Below are 17,248 nucleotides of genomic sequence, written 5' to 3'. Positions count from 1 at the left end.
ACTGGGCCGCTTATACCGGACGGCAGATCCAGTGCAAATAACGCCCAAGTCCGGCAAAGCTTGGGTGACGACGGTGAGCGAGTTCCATCTCAATAAGGTCCGGTAAGTTCGCGCGGGCCTGGAATTCCACCGGCATATAGTCGTGGAATACCCGCACGCCACTTTGGCTTTCGACCTGCCAAAGCCCTTCGAGTTGCGCCGCCAACTCGCGCGGGTCGAGGGGCTGTTGCGGGGTCAGGCTCTGCTTTTCGCCAGCCATGTCATTCTTGCGCATTTTGCGGAAGTGGCCTTTGAGCAGGTTGCGATAAATCAGTGCATCGCGGTTGTAGAACGCCAGCGACAACCAGCCACCGGGCAGCGTCAGTTGGTGCAGCACCGGCAGGATCGCATGGGGTTCGGCCAGCCATTCCAGCACCGCATGGCACAGCACCAGATCGTAGGGCTCGGTGAGCTGGCCGAGCAGGTCTTGCCACGGCGCATGGATAAAGGTGGCGCTCTGCCCGGCCTCGGCGAAGCGCTGGCGCGCGCCTTCGAGCATCGGCTCGGCGGGTTCGGCCAGGGTCACCTGATGGCCGCGCTCGGCCAGCCACAGCGACATATGCCCCAGGCCCGCGCCGATATCCAGCACGCGCAACGGGCGGTCGGGCAGGGCTTCAGCCAGGTCGGCCTGGAGCACCGCCAGGCGAATGGCACCTTTTGCACCGCCATAGATTTTCTCGGCAAAGCGCGTGGCCAACTGGTCGAAATGCCGGTCACTCATGGGCAAACCGCCGTTCGCTGTCGGCCAGCTTGGCGCGCACCACCTCGTTCATGTCCAGGCCCAGCTCGCTGCACAGCAACAGCAGGTACAGCACGATATCGCCCACTTCCTGGCCGGCGTGGGCGAGTTTGTCGGCGGGCAACTGGCGGGACTGGTCTTCGCTGAGCCATTGGAAGATTTCCACCAGTTCGGCCATTTCCACGCTGGCGGCCATGGCCAGGTTCTTCGGGCTGTGGAATGGCTTCCAGTCGTTGGTATCGCGGATGCGGTGCAGGCGTTCGGTGAGGTGTTCGAGGTTCATAGGGGGCTCCTGAATGGGTATAGCTTCAGGGGGATGGAGAGTGAAGGCAAGTGAATAGCGGTGGTGTGCTCAGCGACGCCATCGGGGGCCCTAATCCACCACGCTGAATTCAAGCCTGGCGGTTTGACCGGCCTCATCCAACACACTGAGCTGATAGCGGCCCAACCGCTCGAAGCTGGCGTTGATAAAGTCCTGGTTGGCGCTATCACCCAACGGGGCGCCGTTGAGGAACCACCAGCGCCGGCCGCTGCCGCCCAGGGCGGAGAGTTTCAGGCGCAGGGTTTGCTGGCTGGCGGCGGGCAGGCGCAGTTGGTCGCCTTCGCGCACGCCGACAATCGACAACGGCGACGACGCCGCCAGCGCCGGTGGTGGGCAATCGAGGTCGGCGACGGGAATCCGCGCTTCACGGCGCTCGACCCTCGGTAGCCATGGCTCCAGCGGTGCGGGCCACAGGGCGATGTTCCTGGGCACGGCGCCCGGGCAATGAGCATCCACCCTCAAGCCCTTGGCATTGACCCAGACACTTTCCATCAAGCCGACGCTCAGCGGTTGATCCAGCGCCTGCAAGGTCGGCGGCGTGGTGTTGTCGAGGGTCCAGGCAAAGCGCTGGCGGCGGCAATTCGGATCGCTGCGGTTCATGGGCTGGCCCAGCGGCCAGCAGATGGCGGCCACGCCGACATTGGCCGGCACCGGTTTGACGGGCGCGCTGATGCCGCGCTGGCTGTCGCGGTTGGCCAGCACATCGTGTACCTGCAACATCAACGGCGCCGCCGAGGCCAAACCGAACTGCCCCGGCACCGGCGTGCCGTCCGGGCGGCCGATCCACACACCGATCAAGTAGCGCGGCCCCACGCCAATCGCCCAGGCATCGCGAAAGCCGTAGCTGGTCCCGGTTTTCCAGGCCAGCACCGGACGCTGCACCAGTTCGGCACGCGGGTCGCGGTCAGGGCGGGCCTGACCACTGAGGATGCGCCGCACAATCCAGGCGGCCCCTGGCGACAGCAATGGCCGCTCTCTCAGGGTGTCGTCTGGTTGTAATCGAATCGTTGCGCTCCTGCCGTCACGGGCGAAGGCACTGTAGCCGCTGACCAGATCTTCCAGGCGGCTGCCCGCGCCACCGAGGATCAGCGCCAGGTTGGGTTCGGCCAACGCCGGCAGGGCCAAAGGCACGCCGCCGATGCGCATCTGCGCGGCAAAGCGCTTGGGCCCGTAGGCTTCCAACAGCTGCACCGCCGGCAGGTTCAGCGAACTGGACAGCGCCGTGCTCGCCGGCACTGCGCCGGTAAACCCCATGGAAAAGTTGCCCGGCCGGTAATCGCCATAACGCCGGGGCACGTCCTGCAGCAGCGATTCGGAGTGAATCAGGCCCTCGTCCAGGGCCATGCCATACAGGAAGGGTTTCAAGGTGGAGCCCGGCGAACGCAACGCGCTGATCATGTCGACATGGCCAAAGCGCTTGGCGTCGTTGATGTCCACTGACCCCAGATAAGCGCGCACGGCCATGCTTTCTTCTTCCACCACCAGGATCGCGGCAGAGGTGTGTTCCGGTAACCGCGCACGCCAGCCCAGCAACAGGTCTTCGAGACGGCGTTGCAGGGTGGCATCCACGGTCGTGCGGATCAGCGGCGGGCTGTCGGGGCGGTTCAGGCGGCGCGCAAGCAATGGCGCCAGGCTGGGCTCCAGGCGCGGGGCAAGTAGCAAGGGTTCTTCCAACGCCTCATCGACGGCCGATTGTGGCCACACCTGGAACTCGGCGAGGCGCCGCAGCACTTTGTCGCGGGCTTGCTGGGCGCGCTGGGGGTGGCGGTCCGGGCGCAGGCGGCTCGGCGCCTGGGGCAATACCGCGAGCAACGCGGCTTCGGCGTGGGTCAGCTGCGCCGGGGACTTGCCCAGGTACGCCCAACTGGCGGCCGCCACGCCCTGCAACGTGCCGCCAAATGGCGCGCGGTTGAGGTACAGGTTGAGAATCTGTTCCTTGGACAGGTGCCACTCCAACTGCGCCGTACGCCACAGTTGGCGCAACTTGCCGTGGAAGGTCCGCGAGTGCGGGTCGAGCAGACGCGCCACCTGCATGGACAGGGTGCTACCACCCGATACCACCCGCGCGCCCGTCAGGTTCTGCCACGTCGCCCGTGCCAGCGCCAACGGGTTCACGCCGGGGTGCTGGTAGAACCAGCGGTCTTCGTAGGTGAGCAGTGCATCCAGGTAATAGGGCGACACTTCGCTGGTCTGCACCGGATAACGCCACACGCCGTTGGCATCGGCAAACCGCCACAACGGCGTGCCATCCTCGGCCAGCACCACCCGCGCCAGGTCGTCCTTGGGTAACGGCAACGGCCAGATACGATCGGCCAGCCACAGCAAGGCAACCATCAAGACCAGGCTCGCCAGGGTCCAGCGGATAACTAAACGCAAATTCAAGCGGCGAAACCTCTATGCTTCACGGGAACTCGCCGGGTTGATAAACGACCAAAGGCTCAATGCTGGCACTTTCGTCCACTCTTTCATCGAGACACACCTATGCAAGTAGACTTTTTCGGATGGTTGGGTCACACACTCGGTCTGATCATCCACTACATCGTCGAGTTCTTCAGCGGGCTGTTCAACATGCTCTCCAACGCTGGCGGCGACTTTGTCGGTGGCATGTCCCGAGCATTGGGCATGGACACCTCGATCATCAGCATCATCACCCTGATCATCGGACTGCTGTTCCTGTATTCGGCCGTCCGCGCGTTCATGCGCGCCTCGATCATCATCGGGGTGATCTGGCTGATGCTTGGGCTGTGGCTGCTCAGTTGGGTCGTCCACTAAACCCAAAACACCCAGCCACTGTAGGAGCGAGCTTGCTCGCGAAGGACGTCAACGATAACGCTGACATCCTGAATAAACGCGGTGCCCTTGCGTTCTTCGCCGGCAAGCCCGCTCCTACAGTGATCAACCGTGAAATTTCAGCGTCCTTTGATCACCAGGTCTGCCGGCGTCTCTCCCACCGCCTGCCAGTTCGGCCGGTACATCGACTCCACCTGCGGCGGCGGCACGCGATAAGTGCCCGGCGTCACTGCCCGTGCCAGGTACAGCAAGTGCGTGGTGCCGTCGCCGTCGAGGTTGATGGCCGCCACGTAACGATCATCGCGAAACTCCTGATGCTTGAGCGCCGCGTTCTGCATCGACTCACGCCATTCCTTCACCTGGCTGCTGGCGTTTTCCAGGCTGGCCGCGCTTTGTGCCAGGTTCTGGTTTTCCAGCTCCAGGCCCGCAGGCAACAGGTCGACCACCAAGGCATCCGGCACGCGCTGCTTGGCGCTCACCGCCAGGTGCACCAGCACCAGGTCGCCACTATTGAGGTTGCGCAGGTTCAGCGGCTGGCCATTCATGCCCAGGTATTCACGGCGGATGCTCAGGTTGTCGCCGCCCGGTGCCGGTGGCACCTGTGGATAACCCGAGATTGTCAGTTGCTGGTAGACCGGCACACCGCCCTGATTGGTCAGGTTCAGATCGCCAGAAAGCAGCTTGCCTTCCAGGTCCAGCGTCGACTGCTGATTGTTCAGCTCATGCTCTCCACCGCTGCCATTGAGCAGGACCTTCCAGGCAGACTCAGGCTGGGCGAATCCCAGGCGCCCGGCCAGGAACAGCGAATTGCGCTCTTGGGTCGACAGATACGGGCTGGCCGCCAACTGATCGGACAGGCTAAACAAACGCTCCTCACGCTTGCCCTTGGCCAAGTCGTTCTCTTCCAGCAACGCCAGGATCATCGCCTGATCGCGCAGCGGGCTGCCGTAGTCGGCCAGCCATTCCTTGGCGTTGCGTTGCGCCGCCAGGCCGGCCAGCAAGGCTTGATCGGCGCGCGGCTGGTCGCCCATTTTCTGCAAGGCGATAGCCAGTTGCACTAACGGCAACCCGGAGCGCGCGTCGCTACGTCGCTCGAAGACACTGCGCAATGCGCCCAACGGCGCCTGTTGGCTGCGCGCCAGCACCATGCCGGCGTAGGCCTGCACGGCAAAGCGGGTGTGGTCGGCGTTATCGCTGTAGTCGACTTCGATCAGGTTGCGTTCCTGCACATAGCGCAGCAGGCGCTCGCTGGCTTTTTTCAGCGCTTCGGGCGGTACCGCGAAGCCCTGGTCACGGGCGCGCAGCAGGAAGTCGGTGACGTAGGCCGTCAGCCAATATTCCTCTTCGCCATCGGCGCCCCACAAACCGAAGCTGCCGTTGTAGCGCTGCATGCCCAGCAGGCGCTCGATACCCAGCTCGATCTTGCGTTTGCGCTCGGCATCCGGCTCGCCCTTGATGCTCAAGCGCTTGAGCAAGGCATTGTCGGCATACAGCGACGGGTACAAACCACTGGCGGTCTGCTCCAGGCACCCATAAGGGTAGGCCTTGAGCGCCGAGATCTGCGCGCCCAGGTTCAGCGGCGGCCGGCTCGACAGGCTCAGCAACGCCTCACGCCCAGAGGCATCGAATTGATCCAGGGCGCCGACTGGCAGGCTCCACGGCTCGCTCTTGAGTACCGCGCGGTAATGCTTGAGCAACGCCGGGTACGCCGGGCGCACGCCCAGGGTCCATTCGCGACTGAACGGCGGCAGATTCTCACCGGGCAGGTCCAGGCCATTGACCGTGACCTTCACTTTGCCCTGCCCCAAACCACCCCAGGCTTTCACCGGGATACGCAGGGTGGTGCGCTGGCCTTGCTTGAGTTCGACGGTTTGCGCGCCGCTGTTGACCAGCTCCAACTGCCCTTCGGCACTCAGTTGCACATCGAGTTTCTGCGCCTTGCCCGACAGGTTGGACAGGTCGAGCGCCAGCGTGGTCTGGTCACCGCCAGCAAGGAAGCGCGGCGCCGACAGCTCGGCGATCAGCGGTGCGGCGATCACCGTCTTGCCTTCGGCCATGCCGTAGCGGTCATCGCTCCAGGCCTGGGCCATCAGGCGCAGTTCGCCGTTGAAGTCGGGGATGTTGACGCTGACCTCACCCTCGCCCTGCTCATTCAAGGTCACCGGCGCGCTTTGCAGGGCGACGATGGTCACGCTGGTGTCCGGGCGCTTGCCGCCCTTGGCCAGCGCGGCGTCACCCCCAAAGGCCAGGCTGGCCAGGCGGCCCTGCCCGGCTTCGATCAATTGGCCGTAGATATCGAACTGGTCCACGCCATAGGCCTTGCGGCCGAACAGGCTGGAGTACGGATCCGGTGTCGGATACTCGGTGATATTGAGGATGCCCACGTCCACCGCCGCCACCAGCACGTGCACCTGTTTCGGCACGCTGCCATCGGCGTTTTTGGCGGCGATCTTCACCGTCAGCGCTTGTTTGGGGCGCATTTTTTCCGGCGCGGTGAGGGTCACGCCAAGCTTGCGCTGGGTGCGATCCAGCGGCAAATGCAGCAGGCCCACCGCGCGTTTCGGGGTGATATTGGCTTTGCGCTCGCCTGGGCGAATCACCAGGGCGCTGACGTACAGGTCATGGCGCGACCATTTCGGGTCGAGCTTCACGGCAAAACTTTTGCCCTCGGCCGGTACGTCGATTTCCTGCCACCACAGCGGCCCTTCGGCGGATTCCACCAGCAGGTAGCCTTTGCCGGCAGCCGGCGGCGTGACCGTGACGTTGGCGGTGTCGCCGTCGCCATACGCGGGTTTATCCAGTGCCAGCTTGACCTGATCGGGGCGCACGGCACCGCCCTCGGTGTTGTCCTGGGCCTGGTAGCCGGCCCAGAAACGCAGGCTGCTGACCAGACCGGTCTGCGGGTCTTCGACCTCGACACGGTACGGGCCCCACTCCACCTGGAAGCTGACCTTGGCGGTATCGCCGGCCTTGATGTTCAGGGTCTGTTCGTCGAGGTTGAGGAATTTCTCGTTGTAGTGATAGCTCCAGCCATCGCTGTCCGAGTAATTCCAGTAGTAGTCACGGCGCTCGCGCACCAGACGCACCTTAAGGTTCTGCGCCGCGAGTTTCTGTCCGTCCTGGTTGGCCAGCAGCACTTCGAATTCCGCCGGGCCATCGCCATTGGTTTCCTTGCCGTCAAACAGCCCGCGCAGGCCCGGCAGTTGCTCGGCCGGCCAGATCGGCTGCACCAGGCGCCGGGTGATCGGCCGCCCGCCCGACTCTTGCAGGCTGGCTTGCACGATCAGCTGCAGGGGGGATTTGGCCTCGGCCCATTTGCTTTCCAGGGTCAGTTCTTCCTGGCCCTTGGCGTCGAGCACGCTTTCGTCCAGCTCGAAGTCCTGGCTCAGTTCCTCTTCGGTGACGGAGCCGAATTGATAGCCCGGCAGCGACTTGACCGCTTCGCGCAACGGTCGCACATAGACTTGCCCGCTGACGCGGTTGCCCGACGCCGGCGCACCATAGAGGTAGCGACCATTGACCTTAATCACCGGGTTATCCGCCGGGCTCAATGCTGTGTCGCTGCCCTTGAGTTCCAGCGCCAGGCGCTCGGGCAGGAAGTCTTCGACGAGGAATTCATACAGCTGCGGCTTGCCATCACCCAGGTCGAACACCAACTGCCAGCGCCCGGTCGGCGCTTCGCCGGCCAGTTGCAGTTGATATTGGTAGAGGCCGGAGGCGTCGGCATCCCAGACGAACTTGCGGCTCACCTGCTCATCCGGGCGACGCACTTCGACGCTCACCGGTTGCGGCTTGACGGCGTTGCCGTCCTTGTCGCGCAGCAGGGCGTTGAGCAGCACGGTTTCGCCGGGGCGATACAGGTCGCGCGGGCCGAACACAAAGAACTGCAGGGGGTGCGAAGGTTGGCCGCCAATGTCGAACTCCGCCAGGTCAAGGGCGGCGCTGTCCAGGCGCAGCATACTGGTCTGCTCGCCCTGCTTGGCCAGCAGCACCTGGGCCTTTTTCGGCAACGGCAACTCAGCGTGACCACCCTTCTCGGTCTTGCCCTGGCCCAGCACACGGCCGTCGGCATCGAGCACTTCAAGGTCGACGCCATCCAATGCCTTGCCACCTTCCAGCGCCTGGGTAAACACATCCAGGCGATTGGCGTAGCGGTGCACCGACAGGCCGATATCGCTCAAGGTAAACAGCGTGGCCGGTTGCGAATAGTTGTAGGTGCCCGAGGCGCGCATCACCGCCAGGTACACGCCCGGCTGCTGCAATTGCTTGAGACCGGCGATCGGCAGCAACAGCGTTTCGCGGGTATTGCGCGCCGGGTTGAGGTCGAAACGACCGCCGTAGACCAGGTCAGCCAGCGGCAGCAGTTCGCGGGATTCATAACTTTGCAGGCTGGTGTTGCGCCCCCACTGCGCCAGAAACGACGGCAGGGATTCGGGCTTGATGCGGAAGAATTCAACATCGATCTTGTCGACGTTCAGCGCGATCACCGGCAGGCCTTCGGCCAGGCGCGTCGGCAACAGCGTGCCACGGCTGGCGAAGCCGACAGTGGCTTGCAGGTCGCGGGTTTCCAGGCGGGCGCTGTACTCGGCGGCGAGCGTGTTGTCGTTGACCGCCTTCACCCCGGCATCCACCGTCAGCACCAGTTTGCGCTGCGGCTCCAGGTGGCGCAGGCGCAGTTCCATGAGGTTATCGGACAGCTCCCAGGCACCGTCGACCTTGCCGGACTTGCTGTCTACCAGGTGCAGCTTGTCGGCGAATTTCTGCTCCGGATCCAGGGGGATGGAAAAACTCACCGACAAGGTGCTGGCCCCGTCCAACTGCACCTCGGAGACGTCCACCACACTCAACTCACGCCCGGCGTAACGTTGCTTCAACGCCGCCACATCCACTGCCGCCTTGACCGGCTTCGGCGCTGCCGCCACGGTGGGCGCAGGCGGTGCTGCCGGTTTATCGGAGGAATCGCAGGCGCTCAGCAGGGCCAGCGCGCAAGCCAGGAACAATCCTTTGTTAAGCATGGGGCACTCGTAGTCAGAGGGAACCGAGGGGTGAACTATATATCAGCGCCGGCCAAGCCGATGTGGCGCTGGTCACATTGACCGACGGAGGGTGAGTTGGTTCTCAACGGTCTCAAGTCCCAGCCAAATCCCACAGGCATAGGGCTCCATTCCACATTGACCCTGTTGCGTTGCCAATGGCCGGTTACAATGCCGCTCCCCCAAGGAGCCTGCATGTCCACCTTACTGACCGACTGGCGCGATCGCCCGACCCATCGCCGTGTATGGGCTCTGGCTGCGCCGATGATTCTTTCGAACATCTCCGTGCCGTTGGTTGCACTGGTCGACAGCATGGTCATCGGCCACCTGCCCCACGCCCACCAACTGGGCGCCGTGGCCGTCGGCGCCAGCTTGTATACCTTCCTCGCCTGGGCCATGGGCTTTTTGCGCATGGGCTCCACGGGGTTCGCTGCCCAGGCTGCGGGCCGCAATGATGGTGCGGCACTGCGGCAAATCCTGCTGCAAGGCCTGTTGCTGGCGCTGGGGCTGGCGATGCTGCTGGGCACCGTCGGCATTCCGCTGAGCCATCTGGCCCTGGAATGGATGCAACCGTCCCCCGAACTCAACCAATTGACCCGCGAGTTCTTCCACACCCGCCTGTTCGGCCTGCCCGCCGCCCTGGCCAGCTATGCGCTGGTGGGCTGGTTCCTCGGCACGCAAAACGCCCGTGCGCCGCTGGCGATTCTGCTGACCACCAACCTGGTGAATATTGCCCTCAACCTGTGGTTCGTATTGGGCCTGGACTGGGGCGTAGTCGGCTCGGCCCGCGCATCGGTGATCGCCGAATGGACCGGCGCCCTGCTTGGCCTTGCCCTCACGCAAAAAGCCCTGCGCGCCTACCCCGGGCATATCGCCTGGGCCGCGTTGAAACTGTGGCAAAGCTGGCGCCCGTTGCTGGCGGTGAACCGCGACATTTTTATCCGCAGCCTGGCGTTGCAGTCGGTGTTTTTCATGATCACGGTGCAAGGCGCACGCCTGGGCGATGCCACTGTGGCGGCCAACGCGCTGCTGCTCAACGGCCTGCTGCTGACGGCCCACGCGCTGGACGGGTTGGCCCACGCAGTCGAAGCCCTGTGCGGCCATGCCCTCGGTGCCCGTGATCGCCAAGCGTTGCGGCGCTCACTGGTAGTCGCGGGCGGCTGGTCACTGATCGCCAGCGTCGGCTTTGCCCTGCTGTTCACCCTCGCCGGCCACCTGTTTATCGCCATGCAGACCGATATCTCCAGCGTGCGCGAAACCGCCGACATCTACTTGCCGTACCTGGCGGTACTGCCGTTGATTGCGGTGTGGAGTTATCTACTGGATGGGCTGTTTATCGGCGCTACGCGCGCGCGGGAGATGCGCAATGGGATGCTGCTGACGTTGCTGCTGACACTGCCCGTCGCCTGGGCATTGCAGGGCCAGGGCAATCACGGACTGTGGATAACCTTTCTGCTGTTCATGGCACTGCGCAGCCTGACCTTGGGGATCATCGCCTGGCGGCTCAAGCAGCGGAGTGAATGGTTCGGCCCCGCGCCCACTGAACCTACCTGTTAGTTCTGACAGGTTACAAACCGACACTCCAGGCGTTGAATGGCCGTGGGTAAAACCCATTCCATACCTTCAAGGAGAGTCGGATATGAACATCAAAAAAACGCTGTGGGTCGCCGCCGCTTGCACACTGGCAACCATCGCCGGATGCACCAATGGGCAAGGGCCGACCACGGTCGCGGGCACATTGCAGATCACAAACAGCAGCCAGTCCAACCTGACGGTGATCCAAGGGACCGAATTTCACCCCCTCGCTCCAAATGCACGGGTTGAACTGCCCATCAACAGCAGAAGTGTCACAGTGGCGCGTACCAGCGGCAATGCTGACAAGATTGAACGGGTTGTCCTTGAATTCAACCCGGGTCAATGCCCGTTCAATCTGTGCCTGCTCGTGCACTGATCCGCGAGAAGCAGCGCGCGTCATTCAACCCAGTGTCAGGAAGACAGGTAAGAAGACCGTGTCAGCCCCAACCGCAACGCATCCAGAAACTGCGTACGCTCACTGGCACTGATCTTCGCGCTGGCGCACTTGTCACGGTAGTGAGTCATCAACTCCTCCGGCGACAAGTGCACATAGCGCAGCATGTCTTCGATGGTGTCGTGGGTCTCGATGCCGGCGCTGTACACCGAACCGTCTTCACGCTGGTAGATGTTCACCGAGTCGGTGTCACCGAACAGGTTGTGCATGTCGCCAAGGATTTCCTGGTAGGCGCCCACCAGGAAGATGCCCAGCAGGTAGTCTTCGCCTTCATTCAAGGCGTGCACCGGCAGGCTGGTCTCGATGCTCTGCTCGTCGACGTACTGCTTGATCTTGCCGTCGGAGTCGCAGGTCAGGTCTTGCAGCACAGCACGGCGCAGCGGCTCTTCGTCGAGACGGTGCAGCGGCAAAATCGGCAGGACCTGGCCGATGGCCCAGGTGTCCGGCAGGCTCTGGAACACCGAGAAGTTGCAGATGTACTTGTCGGCCAGCTTGTCGTTGAGTTCGTCCAGGACCTGGCGGTGCGAGCGCTGGCGGGCTTTGAGCGAGTTGTGCAGGCGGCGGCACACGGCGAAGTAGCACTGCTCGGCCAGGGCTTTCTCGGCCAGGGTCAGCTTGCCGTCGGCGTACTGGGTGGCCACGTCGCTCATGTAGTGGGTGGCGCGCCAGTAGGTTTCGGTGACCATTTCGATGTCGGTCGGCCCGAGCAGGTCGACCAGCCATTGCACGGTTTCCGGCAGGCTTTCCTTGTTCTCGATCAGCGGGATTTCGTCGTTGTGTTTTTCGACGTCAGTGACCTGCACCACCAGCATGGCGTGGTGGGCGGTCAGGGAGCGGCCGCTTTCGGAGAAGATATGCGGGTGCGGCAGGCTCTGGGCGTCGCAGAATTCCTTGAGCATGCCCACGACCACACCGGCGTAGTCGTCCATGTCGTAGTTGATCGAGCTGGCGTTACGCGAGTGAGTACCGTCGTAGTCCACGCCCAGGCCGCCGCCGACGTCGATGTGGTCTACCGGCAGGCCGAGGTTGCGCAGTTCGCCGTAGTAACGAATGGCTTCCTTGAACCCATGCTGGTAGTCGGCCAGGTTGGCGATCTGCGAGCCCATGTGGAAGTGCAGCAGGCGAATGCCCTGGTCCAGGCCCGCCGCGCGAAAGCGCTCGACCACCGACAACAATTGCGCTGCCGACAAGCCGAACTTGGACTTCTCGCCACCGGTGTCCGCCCACTTGCTTGACGCAAGGGACGACAGGCGCACGCGCAGGCCCACCTGTGGCTTGACCTTGAGGCTGGCGGCCTCTTCGATCACCAGTTCAACCTCGGATTCTTTCTCGATCACGATAAATACGTTGTGGCCGAGCTTCTGGCCCATCAGCGCCAGGCGGATGAACTCGCGGTCCTTGTAACCGTTGCAAACGATGGTGCCGCCCTTCGGCGCCAGGGCCAGCACAGCCAGCAGCTCAGGCTTGGAGCCGGCTTCGAGGCCGATGGAAACATTCTGGGTGGCGATGATGTTCTCGATCACCGCTTCCTGCTGGTTCACCTTGATCGGGTACAGCGCGGTGTACTTGCTCTGGTATTCCAGGCGCTCTATGTTGGCATCGAAAGCGCCGGTCAACTGGCGTACACGGTCTTGCAGGATGTCGGGAAAGCGCACCAGCAACGGCAAGGACAGGCCGCTCTTGCGCAGCTCGTCCACTTGCTCGTAGAGGTCGACGGGCGTGCTGTTCGGGCCGTTAGGACGGACTTCAACGCGACCGGCATCATTGATCGCGAAATACCCGGCCCCCCAATGGCGAATCCCGTAAACACTGCGGCTGTCCGCAACTGTCCATTGGCTGCCATCGTCTTTGCGTGTGCGTCGTACGGACATCGAAGTCCCCTATAAATGAAGGCGAAGGCGCCGCCTCGCGTTCGAGGCTGGCGCAGTCTAAAGAATGAAAATGACGATTTGCCTGTAAGCAAGGTAGACCCCACTCGCAGGACAGAGTTTAGACACAGGTTGGGAAGAGGCTTTCAGCCGCCGGACTTCTTGGCCTTGTAACCGAGCTTGATCAGCTCGGCCAACAGCAGTTCGACGTGATCGCCCTGGATTTCGATGACCCCGTCTTTCAACGCGCCACCGGTGCCACAGCGCTTTTTCAGCGTGGTCGCCAGTGCCTTGAGGGGCTCTTCGGCCAACGGCACGCCGGTGATGGTGGTCACCGTCTTGCCGCCACGGCCCTTGCTCTCGCGGCGCACGCGGGCAATACCGTCGCCTTCAGGGATCAGGGTCTGTTTGCAGGTACACGAATCCACGGGCTGACGACAGTCCGGGCAGTGTCGACCTGCGTCGGTGGAAAATACCAGGCCACCAAGGGCGGCGAAGGATGCGGCTTTTTTGGCCACCGGCAATCCTCTTGGGAGGACAAAGACTGATCGATCAGAATGACCGACCGCGAAGCCCCACTCAGGCAGGGGCAGCGCTACCGACCCGCCAAGGCTGATCCCCACCTGTAGGAGCGAGATTGCTCGCGAAAATCGTCAACGATGACGCGGGCATTCTGAATGCACGCGGCGCTCTTGAGTTTTTCGCAAGCAAGCTCGCTCCTACAGTGATCCCAGGGTGAAGCAATGGCGGTTCGGGTGAAAAGTCGCGCAGTGTAACGGCAAAAAGCTTACTTGCTAAGGGCCAAATGGCGCCAATTTATGCAACTTTAGCGACGCGAGGATAGATAGCGTCGCAAGCCCTCTTGGGCGTCCGGGCAGTAGGGCTTTTGCTGCGCTTCCTGCAAAACCGCTTCGACGGGCAAAAAGCGCGCTTCCATGACCTCTTCAGGCTGCAGGCGCAGGGGCCCGTCCCAGGTCGCGGAATAGGATTTGCACCAGAGTCGGCTGTCGCCATCTTCGAAATAGAAATGGTCATGCTCAATCAGTTCAACCCCGCCGACACCCAGCTCTTCTTCCAGCTCGCGGGCCGCCGACACCGCGTAGGACTCACCCGCCGCGACCATCCCGCCCGCCGCCGTATCCCAGAAACCCGGATACAGGGCTTTGCTCAAGGTGCGCCGATGCACGCACAGCTCACCTTGGGAATTGAACAGGAAGATAAACGTGCAACGGCCGATCAGGCCGCGTTGGCGCAGGTCGGACCGGACGAGGTGGCCGAGCAGGTTGTCGTGCTCGTCGACCCAGCAGATCAGCTCGGCATCGGAGGCTGCGCGGTGCGCCGCCTCCTTTTGAGTCGCGTCCATCATCAACCCTGGTTGAGCAGTTGACGCAAATCGATCACCGCCGCGTTGGCCCGGGAAATGTAGTTGGCCATGACCAGCGAATGGTTCGCCAATACGCCGAAGCCGCTGCCGTTGAGGATCATCGGGCTCCATACCGGCTCTTGCGAAGCCTCCAGCTCACGAATGATCTGGCGCACGCTGACGGTGGCGTTTTTCTTGGCGAGGACGTCGGCAAAGTCGACTTCGATGGCGCGCAGCAGGTGGGACAGCGCCCAGGCCTGGCCACGGGCTTCGTAGAACACGTTGTCGATCTGCATCCATGGGGTTTCCACCACTTCTTCGTCGACCTGCGGCACTTCACCCGGCGCCAGGGCTTCGGTTTTCAGTGCGGTGTTCAATTTGACCCGGCCCACGCTGGCCGACAGGCGTTGCGACAGCGAACCCAGGCGGGTGGCAACATCGCCCAGCCAGTTGTTCAGGTTGTCGGCGCGGGCATAGAACAAGGCGCCACGCTGATTCGGGTCGGACAAACGCGCTTCATAGCGGCTCAGGGAATTGATGCCTTCCTGGTACTCCGACTCACTGGACGGCAGCACCCAGCTCTTGTTGTCGAAGTTGAAACGCGGCTCGGCCTTGGCCAAATCAGCATCTTCAGCCGACTGCGACTGGGAGCGGGCGAAGTCTTTACGCAGGGCACGGGTCAGGTCGCGCACCTGCACCAGCACGCCGTATTCCCAGCTGGGCATGTTGTCCATCCACAGGCCCGGCGGGAAACGGTCGTTGGAAATGTAGCCACCGGGCTTGTTCAGCAAGGTGCCAACCACGGTCTTGAGGGTTTCGACGGTGGTGTAGCCCACCACCATCTGCTTGCCTTCTTTTTCGGCGGCAAGCTGCGCGTTCTGCTGGACCGGGAACAGCGCCGGCTCTTCGCTCCAGTACCAGCCCAGGGCGCCGGTGACCAACAGATACAGGCCAAGCACGCTGAGCACGGCCCGGCTCATCAGCAGGGTACGAAAATAGCTGCGGTTGGCCGACTTGGGCTCAGGGGCGGGGCCTTTGGCACTGCCCGCACGGTTTTTCCAGTCCAGCATGGCGATATCCTTTCAATCACTTGAGTTCATGCACTTGAATTGAGGGCGTGCGTTCAAACACTCCGACCACAACCCTACCCCATCGTGCCCGCCCATGCGGGGCTTTTCACCAAACGTGCATACGGGAAGCTTTCGACTATAAAGGATGCACGCCTTTTAAGCTGCGCGACCATCAGGTCACCAACTGAATATCAGGGACACGCAGTTAATTGACATATGACACTCATCCCATTGAAAAGAGGTGCTAGCATAGAGCCATCAGTTCGACCTCAGCATGCACCCTAACTAGTAGTCAGGATATGACCGAGCCAGAAGACCCCAGCCGTGAGCGTCTCAAGCAGCATTTTGCCCAGCGGGTAATTCATCAGGCACGTCAAATTCTTGAGATCTGGCAGCGCCTGCAACGCAGCGAATGGTCAGGCGCCGACCTCTCCGAACTCAGCGAAGCCAACCTGCGCCTGCAGCGCTTTGCCGAGCGCTTCGAACAGCCCGAACACGGCCAGTTGGCGCGGCATATCGGCGAGTCGCTCAAGGCGGTGGACGAAAACCGCGGCCGCCTGAGCAGCCAATTGATCACCGAACTCAACCGCTTGATGCAGCGCCTGTCGCGCACCGGCCTGCGCCAGGGCGACCAGCTGGAACAAACCTTCCTGCCGCCAATGCGCAAGCCGATCTACGTGATGCTGGCTGATCACGACCGCGCCGAGCGCCTGGCCAAGCAGCTGGAATTCTTCGGCATGAGCGCCCAGTCCCTGGACAGCGTGGCGGCGTTTCGCGCGTCGATGGCCGAGCGCCTGCCCTCAGCCATTGTGATGGACGTGGATTTCTGTGGCACCGGCCTGGGCCTCAAGCTCGCCGCCGAAGCCCAGGAAGGCCTGGAGCATAAGCTGCCGCTGTTGTTTTTCAGCCTGCACGAAACCGACACCCCTACCCGTCTGGCCGCCGTGCGCGCCGGCGGCCAGGAATTCCTCACCGGCACGCTGGAAGCCTCCAGCCTGCTGGAAAAGATCGAAGTACTGACCTGCGTCGCCCAGTACGAACCGTACAAAGTGCTGATCATTGATGACTCACGGGCCCAGGCGCTGCACACCGAGCGGTTGCTCAACAGTGCAGGCATCGTCACCCGCACCTTGATCGAGCCGATCCAGGCCATGGCCGAGCTGGCAGACTTCCAGCCCGACCTGATCATCCTCGACATGTATATGCCGGCCTGCACCGGCACCGAACTGGCCAAGGTGATTCGCCACAACGACCGTTATGTCAGCGTGCCAATCATCTACCTGTCGGCCGAAGACGACCTGGACAAACAGCTGGACGCCATGAGCGAAGGCGGCGACGACTTCCTCACCAAGCCGATCAAGCCGCGCCATCTGATCACCACCGTGCGCAACCGTGCCGCCCGTGCGCGCAACCTCAAGGCGCGGATGGTGCGTGACAGCCTGACCGGGCTGTACAACCACACCCATATCCTGCAATTGCTCGAAGACTGCAGCTTCCGCGCGCGCCGCGAGAACAAGCCGCTGAGCTTTGCCATGCTCGACATCGACCATTTCAAGCGGGTCAATGACAGCCACGGCCACCCCATGGGCGACCGCGTGATCAAGAGCCTGGCGCTGTTTCTCAAGCAGCGCCTGCGCAAGACCGACTACATCGGCCGCTATGGCGGTGAAGAGTTCGCCATTGTGATGCCCGACACCGACCTGGAATCGGCCTGCAAGGTGCTGGATGAAATTCGTGGGCGCTTTGCCGAGATTCACTACCCGGCACAGCCGCAGGATTTATGGTGCACCTTCAGCGCCGGGGTAGTGGAGCTGTGTGACGGCTCCGACAGCCTGATGATGGCCGCCCAAGCCGACGAGGCGCTGTACCGCGCCAAGCATGCCGGGCGTAACCGCGTGCAAGCGGCGCGCACGTCAAAGCAAAGTGCCATCTTTTCACCGGAATCCAGTGATTCCGTCATAACCCTGTAACGAAAACGCAATAACTTCAGGCACT

The 17,248-nt window shown here is 62.7% G+C and carries 12 protein-coding genes and 1 pseudogene; 5 read left to right on the top strand and 8 right to left on the bottom strand.

Translation table 11 applies throughout. The annotated features are described in order from the left end of the window. Positions 1–10: 10 nt before the first annotated feature. The 3 genes from AD670_RS16945 to pbpC form a co-directional block, all read right to left on the bottom strand. On the bottom strand, positions 11–760 hold the full coding sequence (locus AD670_RS16945) for a methyltransferase domain-containing protein (protein WP_053134645.1): 750 nt from the start codon (positions 758–760) through the stop codon (positions 11–13). Beyond that, positions 753–1,061: a MazG-like family protein gene (locus AD670_RS16940; protein WP_027607985.1), complete on the bottom strand. Its 309-nt coding sequence runs from the start codon at positions 1,059–1,061 to the stop codon at positions 753–755. Before AD670_RS16940 ends, AD670_RS16945 begins: the two co-directional genes overlap by 8 nt. Positions 1,062–1,151: 90 nt before the next feature. Continuing rightward, positions 1,152–3,482, bottom strand: coding sequence for a peptidoglycan glycosyltransferase PbpC (gene pbpC / locus AD670_RS16935; protein WP_082340988.1), 2,331 nt, complete (start codon positions 3,480–3,482; stop codon positions 1,152–1,154). A gap of 99 nt (positions 3,483–3,581) precedes the next feature. Here pbpC and AD670_RS16930 point away from each other — a divergent pair, with 99 nt between their 5' ends. Continuing rightward, on the top strand, positions 3,582–3,872 hold the full coding sequence (locus AD670_RS16930; protein WP_053134642.1) for a hypothetical protein: 291 nt from the start codon (positions 3,582–3,584) through the stop codon (positions 3,870–3,872). A gap of 137 nt (positions 3,873–4,009) precedes the next feature. On the opposite strand, the gene AD670_RS16925 is transcribed toward AD670_RS16930, so the two are convergent. Further along, complete coding sequence (locus tag AD670_RS16925) at positions 4,010–8,905, bottom strand: alpha-2-macroglobulin (protein WP_053134639.1); 4,896 nt, start codon at positions 8,903–8,905, stop codon at positions 4,010–4,012. A 213-nt stretch (positions 8,906–9,118) separates the two neighbouring features. Between AD670_RS16925 and AD670_RS16920 the strand changes: the two genes are divergently transcribed. Next, positions 9,119–10,480, top strand: a complete 1,362-nt coding sequence (locus tag AD670_RS16920) for an MATE family efflux transporter (protein ID WP_053134636.1) — start codon at positions 9,119–9,121, stop codon at positions 10,478–10,480. Between the two features lie 82 nt (positions 10,481–10,562). Next, entirely contained in the window at positions 10,563–10,874 is a 312-nt protein-coding gene (locus tag AD670_RS16915; protein ID WP_053134633.1) for a hypothetical protein, read from the top strand. A gap of 35 nt (positions 10,875–10,909) precedes the next feature. Here AD670_RS16915 and speA read toward each other — a convergent pair whose 3' ends face one another. Further along, the gene (speA, locus tag AD670_RS16910; RefSeq protein WP_053134630.1) at positions 10,910–12,823 is read right to left on the bottom strand and encodes an arginine decarboxylase; all 1,914 of its coding nucleotides are present in this window, start codon (positions 12,821–12,823) and stop codon (positions 10,910–10,912) included. A gap of 143 nt (positions 12,824–12,966) precedes the next feature. Next, a complete protein-coding gene (locus AD670_RS16905; protein ID WP_053134627.1) occupies positions 12,967–13,338 on the bottom strand; it encodes a translation initiation factor Sui1 in 372 nt (123 codons plus the stop codon). Positions 13,339–13,457: 119 nt separating this feature from the next. Between AD670_RS16905 and AD670_RS32000 the strand changes: the two are divergent. After that, positions 13,458–13,547 (top strand): annotated as a pseudogene (locus AD670_RS32000) (outer membrane lipoprotein carrier protein LolA); the annotation flags it as partial. A gap of 99 nt (positions 13,548–13,646) precedes the next feature. On the opposite strand, the gene AD670_RS16900 reads toward AD670_RS32000, so the two are convergent. Both AD670_RS16900 and AD670_RS16895 read right to left on the bottom strand, forming a co-directional pair. Further along, positions 13,647–14,183, bottom strand: coding sequence for an NUDIX hydrolase (locus tag AD670_RS16900; protein WP_053134624.1), 537 nt, complete (start codon positions 14,181–14,183; stop codon positions 13,647–13,649). A 2-nt stretch (positions 14,184–14,185) separates the two neighbouring features. Next, positions 14,186–15,163, bottom strand: a complete 978-nt coding sequence (locus tag AD670_RS16895; protein WP_370468598.1) for a DUF2333 family protein — start codon at positions 15,161–15,163, stop codon at positions 14,186–14,188. A gap of 389 nt (positions 15,164–15,552) precedes the next feature. Between AD670_RS16895 and AD670_RS16890 the strand changes: the two genes are divergently transcribed. Beyond that, positions 15,553–17,223 (top strand): PleD family two-component system response regulator, encoded by a 1,671-nt coding sequence (locus tag AD670_RS16890; RefSeq protein WP_053134620.1) that lies wholly within the window; start codon positions 15,553–15,555, stop codon positions 17,221–17,223. Positions 17,224–17,248: the final 25 nt, after the last annotated feature.

The organism is Pseudomonas sp. MIACH (assembly GCF_001269925.1).
Taxonomy (GTDB): domain Bacteria; phylum Pseudomonadota; class Gammaproteobacteria; order Pseudomonadales; family Pseudomonadaceae; genus Aquipseudomonas.
This window is presented reverse-complemented; position numbering and strand designations above follow the sequence as displayed.